Below are 17,262 nucleotides of genomic sequence, written 5' to 3' on the forward strand. Positions count from 1 at the left end.
ACGGTAAAGCAGCAGGACGTCGCGGACAGGCATGCACTGCTCATCTCGGATCGCCGTAGAAAATGCCGCGGCCGCCGGTGGCGAAGTACACACGCCCGGCAATGCGCGGATCACCGGTCACGCTGTACGGGCGCCCGAAGCGGTGCGCGTCATCGTTGATGCGTTGCCACTGCACGCCGCCATCGTCGGAGCGGAACACGCCATCCACGCCCTGCACGCGCCCGGCCAGATACAGCGCCGGCGGCGCACCGGCACGCAACGCCTTGCCGATGCCGAGCGAGCGCGCTTCGTCTGGCTGTGAGAGCACCTGCAGCGCGCCGCCCTGCCAGCGCATTACACCCTTGCCGGGGCTGGCCAGATACACCACGCCTGCGCGCCACGGGTCCGGACGCAGCTGCGGGCGGGTGCGCTCATCGCGCGCCGGGCTGCCCACCTGCACACCGGTCGCACGGAAACTGCGCGCGGCATCAGTGCTCTCGTACAGCTGCCCGCTGGCGACATCCACCGCATACCAGCGCCGTGCATCCACCCGATCGGCCACCACCAGCGCGGTGTCCGGCAGGCCGTCCACACGCTGCCACTGCGCGCCGAAGTCGGACGTACGCCAATTGCCGCCGCGCGCCGGTGCCCACACCACCTGCGCCGCATCGGCCCCAATGGCAATGCTGCCGGCGCCCTGCCCGGCTGGCGGCTCACTCGCAAACGCCGTCCACTGCTTGCCGCCATCACGCGAATACAGCGCGCGGATTTCGTTGCTGCGGCGATCGCGCACGGTGCCGCTGCGCACCACCCACTGCGGCGCCTGGCCGGCGGCATCGATGCTTTCGCCATTGGTCAGCCGTGGGCCGGCGTACTGCAACTGCGCGCGGTCCAGGTCGTCATGCCGGAAGCCATCGATATCGCCAAGTGCGCTGAGCAAATGCGCGCCGGCCATCGGGCTGAGCAGGTCCAGCGGCACGGTTTCTTCCAGCCCACGGTCCTGGAACCACCACTGCAGCGGGCGCTGCGGTGCGGCGAAATCCTGCAGATTGCGCGAGGCCCAGATGCCGTAGCCGGTCACGAACAGCGCGTGGTTGCCGTCGAACGGATCGATCGCCAGCGCCCCCATCCAGTGCGGCGTGGCATGTGCGGTCCACGGCGCGGCGCTGTGGTCGAACACCGCATCGGCCAACAACGGCGTCCAGTGCTTGCCACCATCCACGCTGCGATACAGCTCGTCGCGCGGCGTGCGACGGCGAAAGGTACTGGCCAGCAGCACCTGCGGATGTTGCGGATCCACCGCCACCGCGCCCCAGCCGAATCCATCGCCACTGGCCGGCTGCGGAATCGGGCTGATCTCGCGCCAGCGCCCCTGTGCCGGCGTGAATTTCCACAGAGCCCCCCCGGCCATCAGGTCCGGCCCGGGCTGGTCGCCATAGCTCAGATACCAGTGCCCATCGCTGCCGCCGGCCATGTGGCTCGGGCGCAGGCCGCGTGGTTGCCCGGCCACCGGCGCCCAACTGCGGCCGGCATCTTCGGACACATACAGGCTGGTCTGTTCGGTGGACACGCCCACGTAGATGCGCGGTGTTGGCGTGCCGGTGTTGCCACTGGCTGCGTCGAACACGACAAAGGCGATCCCCACCGCCTGCTCGCGCCCAACATGATTGCGTGCGGTGGCACCGGCCAGCGCGGCGTCCGGAAACGACGCCACCTTCGCCCAGTGCGCGCCGCGATCGTCGCTACGCCACAGGCCGGCATCGCGCGAGCCCAGCAGCAGCACGCGGCCATCGTGCGGGTCCACCGCCAGCCGCTCGCCATTGGCGCGGCCCAGCTGGTTACCACCCAGTTTGAACGGCAGATCGGCGCGCTCGAACGTGCGGCCGCGGTTGAACGAGCGCAGCACTGCGGCAGTGCCGGCGCGTTCGTGCATGTAGGTGCCGGCCGCCAGATACAGCGCATCGGCATCGGCGGGGTCGACGGCGAATGCGTCGATGCCCATCAGGTTCCAGTCGTCAGCGCCCAACCAGTCGGTCAGCGCGGTCCACTGCTGCGCCTGCGCATCCCACCGGTACGCGCCACCCACATCGGTGCGCGCATAGGCCAGACCACGTTCGGCGGGATGAAACAACACACCGGTGACAAAGCCGCCACCGCCAATGGCAACACTGCGCCACTGGTAGGGCCCGGACGTGGCGGGCTCGGCCGCACGCACGCTGGGCGTCGAAAAGAGCAACAGCAGCAGGCTCAAGACAGCCAGCCATGCTCCTGTTGTGGTGGTGCGGCGCTTAGTAGGCGGATCGATCATTGCGATCATTCCTCCGGCTCCCCTCGCGATCGACGGCAACGCCGTCGATAGGAAAAACACCAGTCCAACGAGCTGCCTGCACAGCTCGCCGGACCGGCGACGCACTTCCTACGGCGCGTTCTACAGGCTGGCCCGCAACGTCAGGCCATACCGACGATCGTTGATCACAAAGTCGCGGTAGCGCGACTCGGTCCCCAGATAGCTTTCGCGACGGGTATCGAGCAGATTCACGCCGTCCAGCGAAATCGACCACACATCATTGATGTTGAAACGCAGCGAGGCATCCAACTGGCCGAAGCCCTTGTTGTAGACCGGCAGGTTGCCGGTGCCGTTGCCCGCGGTGGTCACCAGCCAGTCGCTGCGCCAGTTGTAGGCCACACGGCCCTGGAAGCGCGCCGTTTCGTAGCTGAGGATCGCGTTGTAGCTGTTCTTGGACAGGCCTTCCAGCGGCACCGTCAGCGACTGGCCGTTGGTGTCGGTGGCCGTCGGGCTCGGCGCCTCGCTGTCGACGTAGGTGTAGTTGGTCTGCAGGCCGAAGCCGCTCAGCCAGCCCGGCAGGAAGTCGAAGAACTGCGTGTAGCCCAGTTCCGCGCCGCGGATCTTGCCGGCATCGCCGTTGACCGGACGGGTGATCTGCCACACCTGGCCGTCGTACACCTCGTTGAAGACGGCGTTGGCAATGAAGCCTTCAACCTTCTTGTAGAACAAGGTGCCGTACATCATCGAGCCCTGGCCGAAATACCACTCCAGCGCGGTGTCGAACTGGTCAGCCTTAACCGCTTCCAGGCTCGGGTTACCCGCGGTGCCGGTGAAGGTCGAAGCGCCGTTCGAGGTGCCGGTGCTCAGGCTCAGGTTCGGGTTGAGACGGTCGAAGGTTGGACGCGAAATACCGCGCGAGGCCGCAAAACGCCACTGCAGCTGGTCGCTCAGCATCCAGCGCAGGTTCAAGCTCGGCAGCACGTCGGTGTAGGTCTGCTGCGCAGCCACCGGAATCAGGCCACCGCCCTCGGCATCGGTACCGGTCCGCACGCCGTTGGAGCCGACTTCGGTGCGCACCACGCGCACGCCGATGTTGCCATCGAACGGAATCGAATCGCTGTCCACGCCAAAGCGCAACACACCGTAGGCCGCGTAGGTCTTTTCGGTCTGGGTGTTGATGTTGTTCGGTGCAAATTCCAGCGGGGTGCCGCCGAAGGTCGCCAGGGTCTGCTCGTAGTTCGCCACTGCCGCATCCGATGCAGTCAGCGTGCGCCCGAAGGTGCTGCTTTCACCGCGGAAGAAATCGGTGATCGGATTGGTCACCACGCCGATGCTAGGAAACTGCGAGAACGGTGTGCCCGAGCAATCGTTGATGCACATGAAGCGGTACACGTTGCCCTTGGTTTCGGCATCGCGATCGGTGTAGCGCACGCCGGCCTTGAAGCTGCGCACGAAGTCGCTGTCGAACGCCAGGTCCATGTCGGCGCGCCAGGCGAACTCGGTGCCCTTGTTGTCGTCCTTGTTGTCCAGGTGCCAGCGCCAGCCGTCATAGTTGTTGACGTCGGCCAGGTAGCCTTCCGCGCCACTGGCGTCGGTGACCGACAGGCGCGGCAGATCGCCACGGAAGTCGACGTTGAACTGCGGGCTGCTGTCCTGCCCGGTCGCCACGATGTAGCGCGTGCCGGTGGTGGTGGCATCGACATACTGGAAGTCGGTGCTCAGGGTCAGCTTCTCGTTGACCGTCCACTTGGCGCCCAGCGAGTAATCGGTGGTCACCGAGTGACGCTCGGTCAGGCTGGTGTTGGATTCGGTCGGCACGTTCTGGAACGAGCCGTTGACGAACTCGTTGCGGTCGTTGACCTGGATGCCGGGCAAGCCCTGCATCGGGTTGGCGCCGGTCAGCGCAAAGAACGAGTAATCGTGCCAGCTGAAGTCGTAGTCCGAACGCAGCACCTGCGTGTAGACCTCGACCGAATCGTTCGGACGCCATTGCATCGCAAACGCGCCGGTCTTGCGCTCGCGCTCACCGATGGTGGTGTTGATACCGGCACCGTGCGGCACCGACACGCCCTGGCCTTCGTAGCCTGGCAGGTCGGTCTGGGTGTACCACGGCTCGATCGAGATGGTGTCCTGGCGGAACGGGCTCTTTTGCTGCGAGTAGTTCACCAGGATGCCGATCTCGCCGATGCCGGTCTGCCAGCGATCGCTGAACAGGCCCGAGAACGCCGGCTTGCCGTCGTCGGCCAGGTCGTAATAGTTGTACTGGACGCTGCCGGCGATCTTGCGGCCTTCGTAGTCGAACGGCAGGCGCGTACGCAGGTCGACGGTGCCGCCCAGCCCACCTTCGATCATGTCGGCCGACGGGTTCTTGTACACGTTGACGCCGCCGAGCAGTTCGGCCGACACGTCTTCGAAGCTCAGGCCACGGCCGTCATTGGCGGTGAAGATGTCACGGCCATTGAGCTCGGTGCGCACCTGGGTCAGGCCGCGGATGGCGATCGAGCTGCCTTCGCCGTAGTTGCGCGAAATCTGGATGCCGGAGATGCGCTGCAGCGCCTCGGCGACGTTGTTGTCGGGCAGCTTGCCGATGTCTTCGGCGACGATGGAGTCGACGATCTGCTCGGCGTTCTGCTTGACCAGCTGCGCCTTGGTGACGCTGCTGCGCGTGCCGGTGACCTGCACGGTGTCCAGCTGCTGGGTGGTCGCATCCGATGCCGGTGCGGCAGTGGTGGTCGCATCCTGCGCATAGGCCTGGGCGCTCAGCAGCGTAGCCACACTGATGGCCATCACGGAGCGGCGGAATTCACGGATCGAACGCTGACCCACAGCCCGGCCTGCCGGAATGTGGCGATGTTGCACTGACATGGTGCTCCCTCCCAGGACGCATGTACTGCTTATTTTTTGGCGGGCAGGTGCGCGAACGCCCTGCCCTGTCGTCGTTGCTGCCACATCCGGCCGCGGCAAGGGCCTTGGGCTGGTGGATGCGCGGTAATCCCAACAAGGCTTACCTAGCGGCTGCGGCGGGAGCATAGGGCGGGCCTGTCATGCCACACCAATGAAATATTCCTGGAAAGGTATTCAAAACGACTATAGCAAGCCGGAGAAACCCGCTGTCTCTGGCATTGCGGACTTCACGCCGTGGCAGTCAGAACGCGGGCCTGCACCTGTAGGCCCGCGCACACTTGCCGCGTGACGCGGCGCACTACCAATTCATGCGCAGCACCAGCGAGTAACGGCGGTCGTTGACGAACGAAGAACGCGTGTACAGCCGCGGATCCACTTCGCCGCCCTCGTACGAGGTCGGCCCCATCAGCACCTTGGTCACGGTGTTGGTCAGGTTGTTGGCCTGCAGGCCCAGCTGCAGATGGTCGTTGAAGCGGTAGAAGAACGAGCCATCGAGCTGGCCGTAGTCATCGGCCCAGGTCGGCAACCGGGTGGCCGCGTCGCTGGTGGTCAGCAGGTAGCGCGAGCGCCAGTTGTAGGCTAGGCGCAGCGACAGCGGCCCCTTCTCATAAATGCCCGCCAGGTTATAGCTGCGCCGCGACAAACCCTCCAGCGGCAGCTCCACACCGGTGACCGTGGTGTTGGTGTACGGGTCGGTGGCGGTGTTGGCGCCGCCCTTGCTGTCGACGAAGGTGAAATTGGCATTGATGCCAAACCCGTTCAGCCAGCCCGGCAGGCTGTCGAAGAACTGGGTGTAGCCGAACTCGGCGCCGCGGATGGTGCCTTCATCCATGTTGTATGGGCGGGTCACCAGCCACGGGCGGTTGTCGTAGACCTCGCTGCGGGTCTGGGTGGAGAAGTAGTCCTTGACCTTCTTGTAGAACAGCGTGGTGTAGAGCATGTCGCTGGTGTCGAAATACCACTCAAGCGCGGTGTCGAACTGGTTGGCCACCATCGGCTTGAGGTTCGGGTTGCCGGCGGTGCCAACGAAGTCGGTCGCCTGGCCGGCGTCGTTGGTTTCCACATTGAGCAACACGTACGGCTGCAGCTGGGTGTAGTCCGGGCGCGCCATTGCCTTGGAGGCGGCAAAACGCCATTGCAGGCTGTCGCTGAAACGCAGGCGCAGATTCAGGCTGGGCAACACGTTGGTGTAGCTGCCTTGCGAATTATTGTCGAAGTACTGCCCGGTGTAGCGCGCCTGCAACTCCGGCGAGACGTTCAGGCCTGCCAGGTTCTGGAACTGGCCAAAACCTTCGGCCTGGGTCTTGGTCTGCACTACGCGCACGCCGACATTGCCGTCCACCGGAATGCCCCATGCTTCGTCGTTGCCGAAATACAGCGCCGCATACGCTGCCTGGGTGCGCTCGTACTGGCGATTGGTGTCCTGCGGCTGATAGGTGTCCGGTGCCCAGCCATAACCGCGCAGCGCCACGATCTGCTGGATCATCTGCGAGGCGGAGCCGTAGTTGTTGACCAGGCTACTGTTGGGCACCACCAGCGTGGTCGGCACATTCACCCCGCCCCGGAAGAAGTTGGAAAAGGTGAACAACGACGACTGGTCGGTCATGAAGTCCGACATGTTGGCCAGCCCGTTGCTGGTGCCCGGAATGGCGGCCCAGTTGTCGGAGATCACGCCCCAGTTGTAGCCGGAGTTCTTGTTGATCTGGTTGCGGTCGGTGGCGCGCATGCCGAAGCGCGCAAAGCGCAGCCAGCTGCTGTCATCGAAGGTGTATTCCAGATCCACGCGCGTGGACAGCTGGCGCCCGCGGTTCTTGCCCAGGTGGTCCATCGCCGCCGCCCAGAAGTAGTTGGACGGGTCCTGGGTGAACGCCGGGTTGGCGATCTGCACGCTGGGATACTTGCCGGAGACATCGTAGGTCAGCCCCGGCAGATAGGTGGCGCTGAACACGGTGAAATCCAGCTGTTCGTTCTCCGACTGCACCAGCTGCATGTCGCCCTTGATCTGCAGGTTGTCGTTGAAGAAGTGGCTGAAGCCCACCGACAGATCGGTGGTGGTGGTGCGTTGTTCGGAATAGCGGTTGTCGGTGTTGAAGCGCACGCCGTCGCCGGTGAGCGCGCCGCGCCACGAGCTGGACACCGGCGAGCCGCGCAGGAAGGCGCCGCGATCGTCGTAGTCGAAGGTAGTACCCGGCGCCGGGGTGATGCTGTTGTTGCTGTCGTTGAAGAACGCCGCGCGCTCCTGCCAGTTCATCTCATACCGTGAGCGCAGGAACTGGGCATAGATCTCGGTGGCATCGCTGGGCTTCCACTGGAAGGCCGCGGCAATGCCGTCGCGCTTGCGCTCGAAATCCAGCTGGCGCCAGTTCACCCCGCCCGGCACATAGACCTCGCTGCGACCACTACCGGCCAGCACCGCGTCGTCGGTGCGGCGCACATAGGGCTCGACCTGGATGCCGTCCGAGCGCGTGGCCAGCTCCGAATGGGCGATGTCGATCATGAAGCCCATTTCGCCGATGCCGGTGTTCCAGCGATCACTGAACAGGAACGAGGCCGACGGCTTGTACTTCTTGCTCATGTCGCCGTAGTTGTAATCGACATTGCCACCGACGATGCGGCCTGGATTATCGAACGGCATGCGCGTGCGCAGATTGACCGTGCCGCCCAGCCCGCCTTCGATGATCTCGGCCGAGGGATTCTTGTACACGTCCACGCCGGCCATCAGTTCGGCCGGCACGTCTTCAAAGCTCAGGCCACGGCCACTGGCGGCGCTGAAGATGTCGCGCCCGTTGAGCTCACCGCGCACCTGGGTCAGGCCACGGATCATCACGCCGCTGCCTTCGGCGGAGAAATGGTCCGGGTCGCTGCGGGCGGCAAAGTGGTCGATGGTCACGCCACTGACGCGCTGCAGGGTTTCGGTGACGCTGCGGTCGGGCAAGGCACCGATGTCTTCGGCACTGACCGAATCCACGATCTGGGTGGCGTCGCGCTTGATCACCTGCGACTTGATCAGGCTGGCGCGCACACCGCGCACTTCCACCGTGTCCAGGTCCACCGCGCTGCCGCCAGCGTTGGTGAGTGGCGCCTGCTGAGCATAGGCCGGTGCCGCGAGCAGCACGCCGATGCTGATGGCCATGGCCGAGTGACGCAGGCGAACCAAACGACGCGCACGCGCGCCCGTGCCTGCCGAAGCATGGCTGGAAAATGTGTACATCCGAATCCCTCCCAGGACGCAAGACGACTGAAGACTGGTTGTCGCGACCAATGGGTCGCGTGATCGTTGGGACCTGGGCACTGGGGCCCGGTTCCGCTTCCCACTACATGGCGGCTTGGCCGCCGATCACTTGCCCGACTTCACGTGCGCTTCAGCGTGCGATCTGACACACAGGTATAGGCGTCCGGTCTAGCGCCAGCCAATGAAAAATTCACAGGCTGGTATGCTGAAAAGGAATGGAAATGGAAGAGCCTGCTTAGACAGGCGATTCCGGGCTGCGCAGGCCCGGGTACAGGCGACGCGCGGTGCTGCGCAGGGCCTGCAAAATGCGCTCGGCGCCGGGCGGCAGGATGTAATCGCGCCGACGGATGATGCCGAACGACTCCATCCGCACACCCAATTCGATCGGCAGCACGGTGAGCAACTTGGCCTGGATCAGCGGCGCCACCGACTCCACCGGCAACGCGGTCAGCATGTCGCTGCCGCGCAGCAACGTGGAGGTGACCGGCAGCGACGAGGTCTCGATCGCATTGGTCGGGGTCTGCACGCCGTGCTCCATGAACATCGAATCCAGTCGCGCGCGCAGCACGCTGTCGGCCGGCGGCAGGATCCAGCCGTGGCGGACCAGATCGGCGTGCTGCAGGTTGGCGCGGCTGGCCAGCGGGTGGCCGGCGCGGGCGATCACCGAATGCGGCTCGTCGGCCAACGGCTCGAATTCCAGCTCGCCCACCCCTTCCGGCCCCAGGATGCGGCCGATCACGATGTCCAGCTGCCCATCCAGCAGCTTGGCCACCAGCGGCCGGCTGTAGTCCATCTCCACCCGCACCAGGATGTCGGGGAACTCGCGTTTCACCTCGGCGATGGCCTGCGGCACCAGGTTGGTGCCCGGGTTGACCACCGTGCCGATCGAGGCCTGGCCCATGCGGCCGGCGCGCAACGCGGCGATCTCTTCCTGCGCCCGGCCGATCTCCGACATTGCCGCGCGGGCGCGGCGGATCAGCACGTGCCCGTACCAGGTGGGCTCCACGCCGCGCGCGTGGCGCTCGAACAGCTTCACCCCGAGCATGTCTTCCATTTCCGCCAGCAGTTTGGAGGCGGCCGGCTGGGTCATGCTGGCGGCCTCGGCCGCACGCAGGACCGAGCGCTGTTCGTGCAGATGCAACAACAACAACAGCTGGCGGGTCTTGAGCCGGGCTGCGTTGAACCAGGGAGTACCGGAATTTGCCATGGGGTGCCGTCGCGGACGTGTATTCGTCGGAGGAATAGAATATGCCGAAAATTTCATTTGCAGCACATATCTCCCCGCGCGAGGCTATCGAGCGCCGCAGCAGGAGCCCCTACCTCCCGGGCGCGGCCAGAACAGTCGTGGTTGCCCGCCAGATGGCGGCAACACGCGGATGCCATGACCGCCGAGGAGGAAGACGATGACGCCATCTTGCCGGCCAACCGCAGGCAGCCGGCCTGCGCCCGTGCTTGCGGCAATTGCCGCGCCGGGCAGCCGTAGTGTGCGCCGTGCCGCCGCCTCCGTGCCCGGGTCTGCAACGCGCACCGCCTGCCCTGCCCGATCGCGCAGCCGCACCCCTTCCCCCGACATCGAGGGCCGTCTGGCCGTCGATGGCTGTATTCCGCTCTAGTGCGAGTAACCCGATGACTGCATCCACCACCCCCGTGTTCAACCCGTTCGCCCTGCCGCTGGTCGCCATCCTGCGTGGCATCACCCCGGAAGACACGCTGGCGCATGTCGGTGCCTTGATCGAAGCCGGATTCGACGCGATCGAGATCCCGCTCAACTCGCCGCGCTGGGCCGAGAGCATTGCCCTGGCGCAGCAGCGCTACGGCGCGCGCGCCTGGATCGGCGCCGGCACCGTGCTGCGCAACGAAGACGTCGACACGCTGGCCGAGATCGGCGCGCGTTTCATCGTCACCCCCAATACCAAGCCCTCGCTGATCCGCCATGCGGTGTCGCGCGGGCTGACCGTGGTGGCCGGCTTTGCCACCGCCAGCGAAGCCTTCGATGCAATCGACGCCGGCGCGCAGATCCTCAAGCTGTTCCCCGCGGCCACCTATGGCGCGGCGCATGTGCGCGCCTTGCGCTCGGTGCTGCCGACCCACGTGCCGGTTTACGTGGTCGGCGGGGTGAGCCCGCAGACCCTGGCCGGCTTCATGGCGCAGGGCGCGGCCGGCGCCGGCATCGGCGGCGAACTGTACAAACCCGGCCAATCCCTCGAAACAACCCAGACGCATGCACGCGCCTTTGTGCAGGCTTACCAGGAACTGCAAGGATGAAGATCACCCGCCTCACCACCTACCACGCCGCACCGCGCTGGTTGTTCCTCAAGGTCGAAACCGACGAGGGCATCACCGGCTGGGGCGAGCCGGTCATCGAAGGCCGTGCGCGCAGCGTGGAAGCCGCCGTGCACGAGCTGGCCGGCTACGTGGTCGGCAAGGATCCGGCCCGCATCAATGACCTGTGGCAGACCATGTACCGCGCCGGCTTTTACCGAGGCGGCGCTATTTTGATGAGCGCCATCGCCGGCATCGACCAGGCGCTGTGGGACATCAAGGGCAAGGCGCTTGGCGTGCCGGTGTACGAACTGCTGGGCGGGCTGGTGCGTGATCGCATGAAGACCTACCGCTGGGTCGGCGGCGACCGCCCGGGCGCAATCATCGCGCAGATCAACGATTACCGTGCGCTGGGCTTTGACACCTTCAAGTTCAACGGCACCGAGGAAATGAAGCTGATCGACAGCGCGCGTGCGGTCGATGCGGCGGTAGTCAAGGTGGCCGAAATCCGCGAGACCTTCGGCAATAGCATCGATTTCGGCATCGACTTCCACGGCCGCGTTGGCGCGCCGATGGCCAAGGCACTGCTGCGCGAGCTCGAACCGTTCAAGCCCTTGTTCGTCGAAGAACCGGTGCTGGCCGAACAGGCCGAGTACTACCCGCGCCTGGCCGCGAGCACCTGCATTCCGCTGGCTGCCGGCGAACGCATGTTCTCGCGCTTCGAGTTCAAGAACGTGCTGTGTGCCGGCGGCATCGGCATGGTGCAGCCGGACCTGTCGCATGCCGGTGGCATCACCGAGTGCGTCAAGATCGCGGCCATGGCCGAAGCCTACGATGTGGGCTTCGCACCGCACTGCCCGCTCGGCCCGATCGCGCTGGCCGCCTGCCTGCACGTGGACTTCGTCTCGCACAACGCGGTGCTGCAGGAACAGAGCATCGGCATCCACTACAACGAAGGCGCCGACCTGCTCGATTACGTCATCAACAAAGAAGATTTTCACTGTGTGGATGGCAGCATTGCCGCACTGCCCAAGCCCGGGCTCGGTGTGGAGATCAACGAAGACATGCTCAAGCGCGCAAACGAAAATCCGCCGGACTGGCGCAACCCGGTGTGGCGTCACGCCGACGGCAGCATCGCCGAATGGTGAGCACCGCCGACCACACCGCCGTCCTGGCCGTCGACAGCCGCTGCACACATGGCGAAGGCGTGCTGTGGTGCGAGCAGCGCGAAGCGCTGTACTGGGTGGACATCAGCGAAAAACGCCTGTGGCGGCATCACCCCGGCAGCGCGCAGACGCGCTTCTGGACGCTTCCCGACCGCCCGGGCTGCATCGGCCTGATGGACGATGGCCGCGTGCTGATCGCGCTGGCCAAGGCCATCTGCATCGCCGACCCGGACAACGCCGACGGCGACACGCTGCCGCTCGACCATCTGGCCGATGTCGAAGCCGACAACCCGCTCACGCGCAGCAATGACGGCCGCGCCGATCGCCATGGCAACTTCGTGTTCGGCACCATGGACGAGCACGACGACAAGGCCGCGCGCGGGGCGATGTACCAGTTCTCGCTGCGCCACGGGCTGCGTCGTCTGCCGTTGCCGGGCGTGTCCATTCCCAACTCGATCTGCTTCAGCCCGGACGGCCGCACGCTGTACTACTGCGATTCGGTGCGCCCGCAGATCCTGCGCTGCGATTACGACCCGGACACCGCGCAAACCAGCAACACGCGCGTGTTCACTAACCTGGACCGCGACGACGCCGAGCCGGATGGCTCCATCATCGACAACGCCGGCCACCTGTGGAATGCGCAATGGCGCGCCTGGCGCGTGGTGCGGTATCGCCCGGACGGCAGCGTGGAGCGCATCGTGCAGATGCCGGTCAAGCACCCCACCTGCAGTGCCTTCGGCGGCGCCGCACTGGACCGTCTGCACGTGATCAGCTCGCGCCTGGACCATAGCGATGCCGAGCTGGCACAAACCCCGCAGGCCGGCGGTCTGTACGTCTGCGACCTGCCGGTGCGCGGCCTGCCCGAAAGCCGGGTGGCCAGCGCATGATCGCGATTGATTGGGGCACCAGCAGCCTGCGCGGTTATCTGCTCGGGCCCGATGGCCAGGTGCGCGACCACCGCCGCGGCGCCGACGGCATCCTGGCCTGCCAGGGCCGCTTCAACGCCGTGCTGGAAGCGCTCATCACCGGCTGGGACGGCCCGGTACTGCTGTCGGGCATGATCGGCAGCCGCAATGGCTGGGTCGAACAGGCCTACCTGCCCTGCCCGGCCGACACCGCGGCGCTGGCCCAGGCAATGCAGCGCTACGACGACCTGCTCCCCGGCCGCACGCTGTGGTTCGTCCCCGGCGTCAGCGTCGGCGAACACGACGGCACTCCGGATGTGATGCGCGGCGAAGAAACCCAATTGGTGGGCCTGCTCGCCGCGCTTGGCGACGGCGAGCACATTGCCTGCCTGCCCGGCACCCACAGCAAATGGGCCCGCCTGGCGCACGGCCAGCTCACCGGCTTTGCTACCGTCATGACCGGCGAGCTGTATGCCCTGCTCCGCCAGCACAGCATCCTGGGCAAGCTGATGCAGGACGACGGCGGCAGCCTGGATGAGGGCGCCTTCCTGCAGGGGGTGACACGCAGCGCCGAGCCCGGCGGGCTCAGCCATCACCTGTTCGGCACCCGCACCTTGGGGCTGTTCGAGCGTCTGCCCGCGCAGGCACTGCCGTCCTACCTCTCGGGCCTGCTGATTGGCCACGAACTGCGCGACCACTGCGGCGACCACCGCGCAGTGCACCTGGTCGGCAGCCCCGCCCTGGCCCAGCGCTACGCACTGGCGTTACAGCACCTGGGCGTGACTTCCCAGCTGCACCCGGAGGACCTCGCCGCCGCCGGCCTGTTCGCGCTCGCGCAACAGCGCGGCCTTGCCTGACCTGAGCAACGCCTCCTCGCGTGAGGCGAGAAGGCACCGGCCGCGCGCCCCCAGCGCGCGTTCGCCCTAATGCCCGCGCCCCGAGCGCCGGCAAAGCGCGAGGCGGCAGCACCGCCAACCGCCCCCGCACCGCCAAATCACTGCAAGATCACGCCTCACCCGCACACCCACCACGCGACTGCTTTAGAATTGCGCGGCTTAACGCCGGAAGTTGCCATGCCTTTTGTTGTCACCGAAAACTGCATCAAGTGCAAATACACCGACTGCGTCGAAGTCTGTCCGGTGGATTGTTTCCACGCAGGCCCGAACTTTCTGGTCATCGACCCGGATGAGTGCATCGATTGCACCCTGTGCGAGCCCGAATGCCCGGCCAACGCGATCTATCCCGAGGACGACGTGCCGGCGGGACAGGAAGCCTTCGTTGCCCTCAACGCCGAGCTGGCCAAGGCCTGGCCGGTGTTGACCGTGCGCCAGGAGCCGCTGCCCGACGCCGCCGAGTGGGACGGCAAGCCGGACAAATTGCCGCTGCTGCAGCGCTGATCCGTAGCGCCGCCGGCCGCAAATACAAAACGGGCGCCCTGAGCGCCCGTTTTGCTGTCTGCACTGCCAACCGGCCTCAGCCGCCCAACTTGCCCTTCAGCGAGGCGATCAACGCCACCGGCGCCGCCGCGGTGGCAGGCATGCCGCGCGGATCAACCGCCGAGACGTAGCTGCCGGCTTCGACCTTGACCACGCGCACCAGGAAGCTGGCGCCCTCGTAGGTGACGTCGTAGGAGCCCAGCATCTGCGCCTTGCTGGCGATGGTCAGGCCCGGGATATCGGCCAGCGCGTCGCCCACCTTGGCAAACACCGCATCGCGTTCGCCCGGCACGGTAAAGCCGCTGTTGGCGCTGGCCGACGGCGGGGTGTTGGCGTTCTGCTGGGTGGTGGACGCGAGCGTCGGCACCTTCATGGCACCGGAGGTGTCGGGCAGGTTCAGATCCGGCGGCACTTCCAGCGGACGTGCCTCCGGGGCCAGCGCATAGTCGCCGCGCGCGCCCTTGTGAAACCAGCTGCAGCCGCTCGTGGCGGCGACAGTGGCGGTCGCCAGCAACGCGAGCGAGAGCACGCGGACGGGGGAAACGGAATGACGCATCGATAGATCTCCTGGGTCAGGCCGCGAGCATTTCGCGGCTGGAAAGCGCTTCCAACGCAATTGCGTTGGCGGCAAGGCGGTCGGCGGCCGGCTGATGGGCCGCGGAAAGTGGCAGCAACGGCAAGCGCAGGCCGTGGCCGATCCCGGCGCGCTGCAGCAGCGCCTTGACGGGGATGGGATTGGATTCGATGCCGCAAAAGCTGTGGTACTCGCTCAGACGCGTGTCCCAGGCATTGGCGGCCTCGTGCTGACCGGTACGGGCCAGATCGCAGAGCCGGCGGTAGGCCGACGGCAGCGCGTTGGACGCCACCGACACCAGGCCGTCCGCGCCGGCCAGCATTGACTGCGCGGCGCTGCCGTCGTCACCGCTGAGCACCACGAAGCTGTCGCTGCGCAAGGCCACCAGCGCGGCAATCCGCTCCGGTTCGCTGCGCGCTTCCTTGATGCCAACGATGTTCGGGTGGCTCACCAGCGCGGCGACCGTTTCCGGCAGCAGGTCGCAGCCGGTACGGCCCGGCACGTTGTACAGCACCACCGGCAGGCCGCCGTTGTCGGCAACCGCCTGGAAGTGCGCCAGCAGGCCGGCCTGAGTGGGCCGCACGTAAGGCGGCGTCACCACCAGCGCGTACTGCGCGCCCAGCGCGGCGGCACGGCGGGTCTGCGCAATGGTCTTTGCGGTACCGGAGAGCCCGGTGCCAGCCAGCACCGGCACACGGCCGGCCACCTGCGCCACGGCCGCACGCACGAGCGTGTCGTACTCGTCGTCGCTCAGTGCCGCCGCTTCGCCGGTCGAGCCGGCAACCACGATTCCCTGGACACCGCCGTGCAGCTGCTGCTCCAGCAGCCGCCGCCAGGCATCCAGGTCGAGTGCGCCGTCCGGCCCGAAAGGGGTCGCCAGCGCGGTGATGATGCCGGAAAGGGACAAGATTCTGCTGCTCTTACGTGACAGGAAAGGCCCGCGCGCACGCGGGTTGTGGCCGCCTGCATGTTACTTGCGGCGCGAAAGCACGGGCAAGTATGCTGGTCACCGCCAGGGCGCCTGCCCGGGCGGCCATTCAGCCTGATGCAATGCCGGAAGCCCCTTTGACTGACTCGACTCCCCGGCCTTCGCCGACCGAAAACCACCTCCTGATCAACGCCTACACGACGCATCCGGAGTCCCCCCTGTTGCCCGTCACCCGCCGCATCGCCGACAGCGGCTGCAATCTCGTGGACGCCCGCCTGGCCACCGTCGGGCGCGATGTCTCGGTCACCGCGCTGGCCACCGGCTCCTGGGACTCGGTTGCCAAGCTCGAAGCCATGCTGACGCGGCTCGAACGCGAAGAAGGCCTGAAGCTGGTGTGGTACCGCACCGGCCCCAAGCAGGCGCAATCCAATCTGCTGCCGTATATCGTCGAGGTGATCGCCGCAGACAAGCCCGGCATCCTGTTCCAGCTGGCCGATTTCTTCGACCGCCAGGGCATCACCATCGAGAACCTGCAGAGCACCCGCTACCGCGCGATGCAGACCGGTGCGGAGATGTTCTCTGCGCAGGTGACCATCGGCGTGCCGGCCAACATGCACATCGCAGCCTTGCGCGATGATTTCCTGGAATTCTGTGATCACCTCAATCTCGACGCGATCATGGACCCGATGAAGTTTTAAGACAGGAGTTCGCATGGCCATCGCGATGTCCGCGCTGAAACAGATGTTCGACCACATCCGCTCGGAAACCGACTGGAACCTGGACGGCCCGTTGCGTTGGGAATACTTCTTTGCCGATCCGGCGCAGCAACCGCTGCAGCAGCTGGCCGAGCAACTGACCAAGGACGGCTACCGCGTCATCGATATCTTTCTCGGCGAACGCGACGAGGACGATGGTGACGACGAAGAGTCGTACTTCCTGCATGTGGACAAACTAGAACACCACACCCTGGAAACGCTGAATCAGCGCAATGCCGCGTTCGACGCACTCGCCAAACGTTTCCATGTGGCTGCTTATGATGGGATGGACGTCGGGCCGGCCTGATCGGTACCGACCGCCTCTCCCCTTCAGGCTGAGCAACGATGACCGACGCTGTACTGGAACTGCCCGCTGCAACCTTCGATCTGCCGCTGTCGCTGTCCGGCGGCACCCAGACCACCTTGCGTGCCCATGCCGGCCACTGGCTGGTGATCTACTTCTACCCCAAGGACAGCACGCCCGGCTGCACCACCGAAGGCCTGGACTTCAACGCGCTGCTGCCGGAATTCGACAAGGCCGGCGCCAAGATCCTGGGCGTCTCGCGCGACTCGGTGAAGTCGCACGACAACTTCTGCGCCAAGCAAGGCTTTACGTTTCCGTTGATCAGCGACAGCGATGAAGCGCTGTGCCGCGCCTTCGACGTGATCAAGGAAAAGAACATGTACGGCAAGCAGGTGCTCGGCATCGAGCGCAGCACCTTTCTGCTGTCGCCCGAGGGGCAGGTCGTGCAGGAATGGCGCAAGGTCAAGGTGGCCGGCCATGCCGACGCCGTGCTGGCTGCAGTAAAGGCGCACGCCAAACAGTGACACCCC

Annotated in this window: 14 protein-coding genes; 8 read left to right on the forward strand and 6 right to left on the reverse strand. The window is 66.0% G+C overall.

Annotation, left to right across the window (positions count from 1 at the left end):
- Positions 1 to 40: 40 nt before the first annotated feature.
- The 4 genes from QRM89_RS03790 to QRM89_RS03805 all read right to left on the reverse strand — a co-directional run bounded on the left by QRM89_RS03790 (position 41) and on the right by QRM89_RS03805 (position 9,609).
- Positions 41 to 2,296 carry a cellulase gene (locus tag QRM89_RS03790; protein ID WP_285447320.1) on the reverse strand — a complete coding sequence of 752 codons (2,256 nt, stop codon included), beginning with the start codon at positions 2,294 to 2,296 and terminating at the stop codon, positions 41 to 43.
- Positions 2,297 to 2,407: 111 nt separating this feature from the next.
- Complete coding sequence (locus QRM89_RS03795; RefSeq protein ID WP_014507513.1) at positions 2,408 to 5,131, reverse strand: TonB-dependent receptor; 2,724 nt, start codon at positions 5,129 to 5,131, stop codon at positions 2,408 to 2,410.
- 337 nt (positions 5,132 to 5,468) lie between these two features.
- Positions 5,469 to 8,381 carry a TonB-dependent receptor gene (locus QRM89_RS03800; protein WP_285447321.1) on the reverse strand — a complete coding sequence of 971 codons (2,913 nt, stop codon included), beginning with the start codon at positions 8,379 to 8,381 and terminating at the stop codon, positions 5,469 to 5,471.
- Positions 8,382 to 8,637: 256 nt separating this feature from the next.
- Positions 8,638 to 9,609, reverse strand: a complete 972-nt coding sequence (locus QRM89_RS03805) for a LysR family transcriptional regulator (protein ID WP_011036922.1) — start codon at positions 9,607 to 9,609, stop codon at positions 8,638 to 8,640.
- Positions 9,610 to 10,028: 419 nt separating this feature from the next.
- On the opposite strand from QRM89_RS03805, the gene QRM89_RS03810 reads away from it, so the two are divergent.
- From QRM89_RS03810 to fdxA, 5 genes are all read left to right on the forward strand, one after another.
- Positions 10,029 to 10,667, forward strand: coding sequence for a 2-dehydro-3-deoxy-6-phosphogalactonate aldolase (locus QRM89_RS03810; protein ID WP_285447322.1), 639 nt, complete (start codon positions 10,029 to 10,031; stop codon positions 10,665 to 10,667).
- Positions 10,664 to 11,812 carry a galactonate dehydratase gene (gene dgoD, locus QRM89_RS03815; protein WP_011036920.1) on the forward strand — a complete coding sequence of 383 codons (1,149 nt, stop codon included), beginning with the start codon at positions 10,664 to 10,666 and terminating at the stop codon, positions 11,810 to 11,812. Before QRM89_RS03810 ends, dgoD begins: the two co-directional genes overlap by 4 nt.
- Positions 11,806 to 12,717: an SMP-30/gluconolactonase/LRE family protein gene (locus tag QRM89_RS03820; protein ID WP_228943648.1), complete on the forward strand. Its 912-nt coding sequence runs from the start codon at positions 11,806 to 11,808 to the stop codon at positions 12,715 to 12,717. Before dgoD ends, QRM89_RS03820 begins: the two co-directional genes overlap by 7 nt.
- A complete protein-coding gene (locus tag QRM89_RS03825; protein ID WP_285447323.1) occupies positions 12,714 to 13,592 on the forward strand; it encodes a 2-dehydro-3-deoxygalactonokinase in 879 nt (292 codons plus the stop codon). Before QRM89_RS03820 ends, QRM89_RS03825 begins: the two co-directional genes overlap by 4 nt.
- 216 nt (positions 13,593 to 13,808) lie before the next feature.
- A complete protein-coding gene (gene fdxA / locus QRM89_RS03830; RefSeq protein ID WP_011036917.1) occupies positions 13,809 to 14,132 on the forward strand; it encodes a ferredoxin FdxA in 324 nt (107 codons plus the stop codon).
- 76 nt (positions 14,133 to 14,208) lie between these two features.
- Here the strand turns inward: fdxA and QRM89_RS03835 are convergent, their stop codons facing one another.
- Together QRM89_RS03835 and dapA are read right to left on the reverse strand one after the other, a co-directional pair.
- A complete protein-coding gene (locus tag QRM89_RS03835; protein ID WP_012438549.1) occupies positions 14,209 to 14,727 on the reverse strand; it encodes a hypothetical protein in 519 nt (172 codons plus the stop codon).
- A 16-nt stretch (positions 14,728 to 14,743) separates the two neighbouring features.
- Positions 14,744 to 15,652: a 4-hydroxy-tetrahydrodipicolinate synthase gene (dapA, locus tag QRM89_RS03840; RefSeq protein ID WP_119959792.1), complete on the reverse strand. Its 909-nt coding sequence runs from the start codon at positions 15,650 to 15,652 to the stop codon at positions 14,744 to 14,746.
- Between the two features lie 92 nt (positions 15,653 to 15,744).
- Here dapA and QRM89_RS03845 point away from each other — a divergent pair, with 92 nt between their 5' ends.
- The 3 genes from QRM89_RS03845 to QRM89_RS03855 are packed head-to-tail and all read left to right on the forward strand — an operon-like array spanning position 15,745 to position 17,256.
- Complete coding sequence (locus QRM89_RS03845) at positions 15,745 to 16,371, forward strand: glycine cleavage system protein R (RefSeq protein ID WP_011036914.1); 627 nt, start codon at positions 15,745 to 15,747, stop codon at positions 16,369 to 16,371.
- 13 nt (positions 16,372 to 16,384) lie between these two features.
- Entirely contained in the window at positions 16,385 to 16,735 is a 351-nt protein-coding gene (locus QRM89_RS03850; protein WP_016945239.1) for a ribonuclease E inhibitor RraB, read from the forward strand.
- A gap of 38 nt (positions 16,736 to 16,773) precedes the next feature.
- Complete coding sequence (locus QRM89_RS03855) at positions 16,774 to 17,256, forward strand: peroxiredoxin (protein ID WP_042598916.1); 483 nt, start codon at positions 16,774 to 16,776, stop codon at positions 17,254 to 17,256.
- Positions 17,257 to 17,262: the final 6 nt, after the last annotated feature.

This window comes from Xanthomonas sp. LMC-A-07 (assembly GCF_030208825.1).
Taxonomy (GTDB): domain Bacteria; phylum Pseudomonadota; class Gammaproteobacteria; order Xanthomonadales; family Xanthomonadaceae; genus Xanthomonas; species Xanthomonas campestris.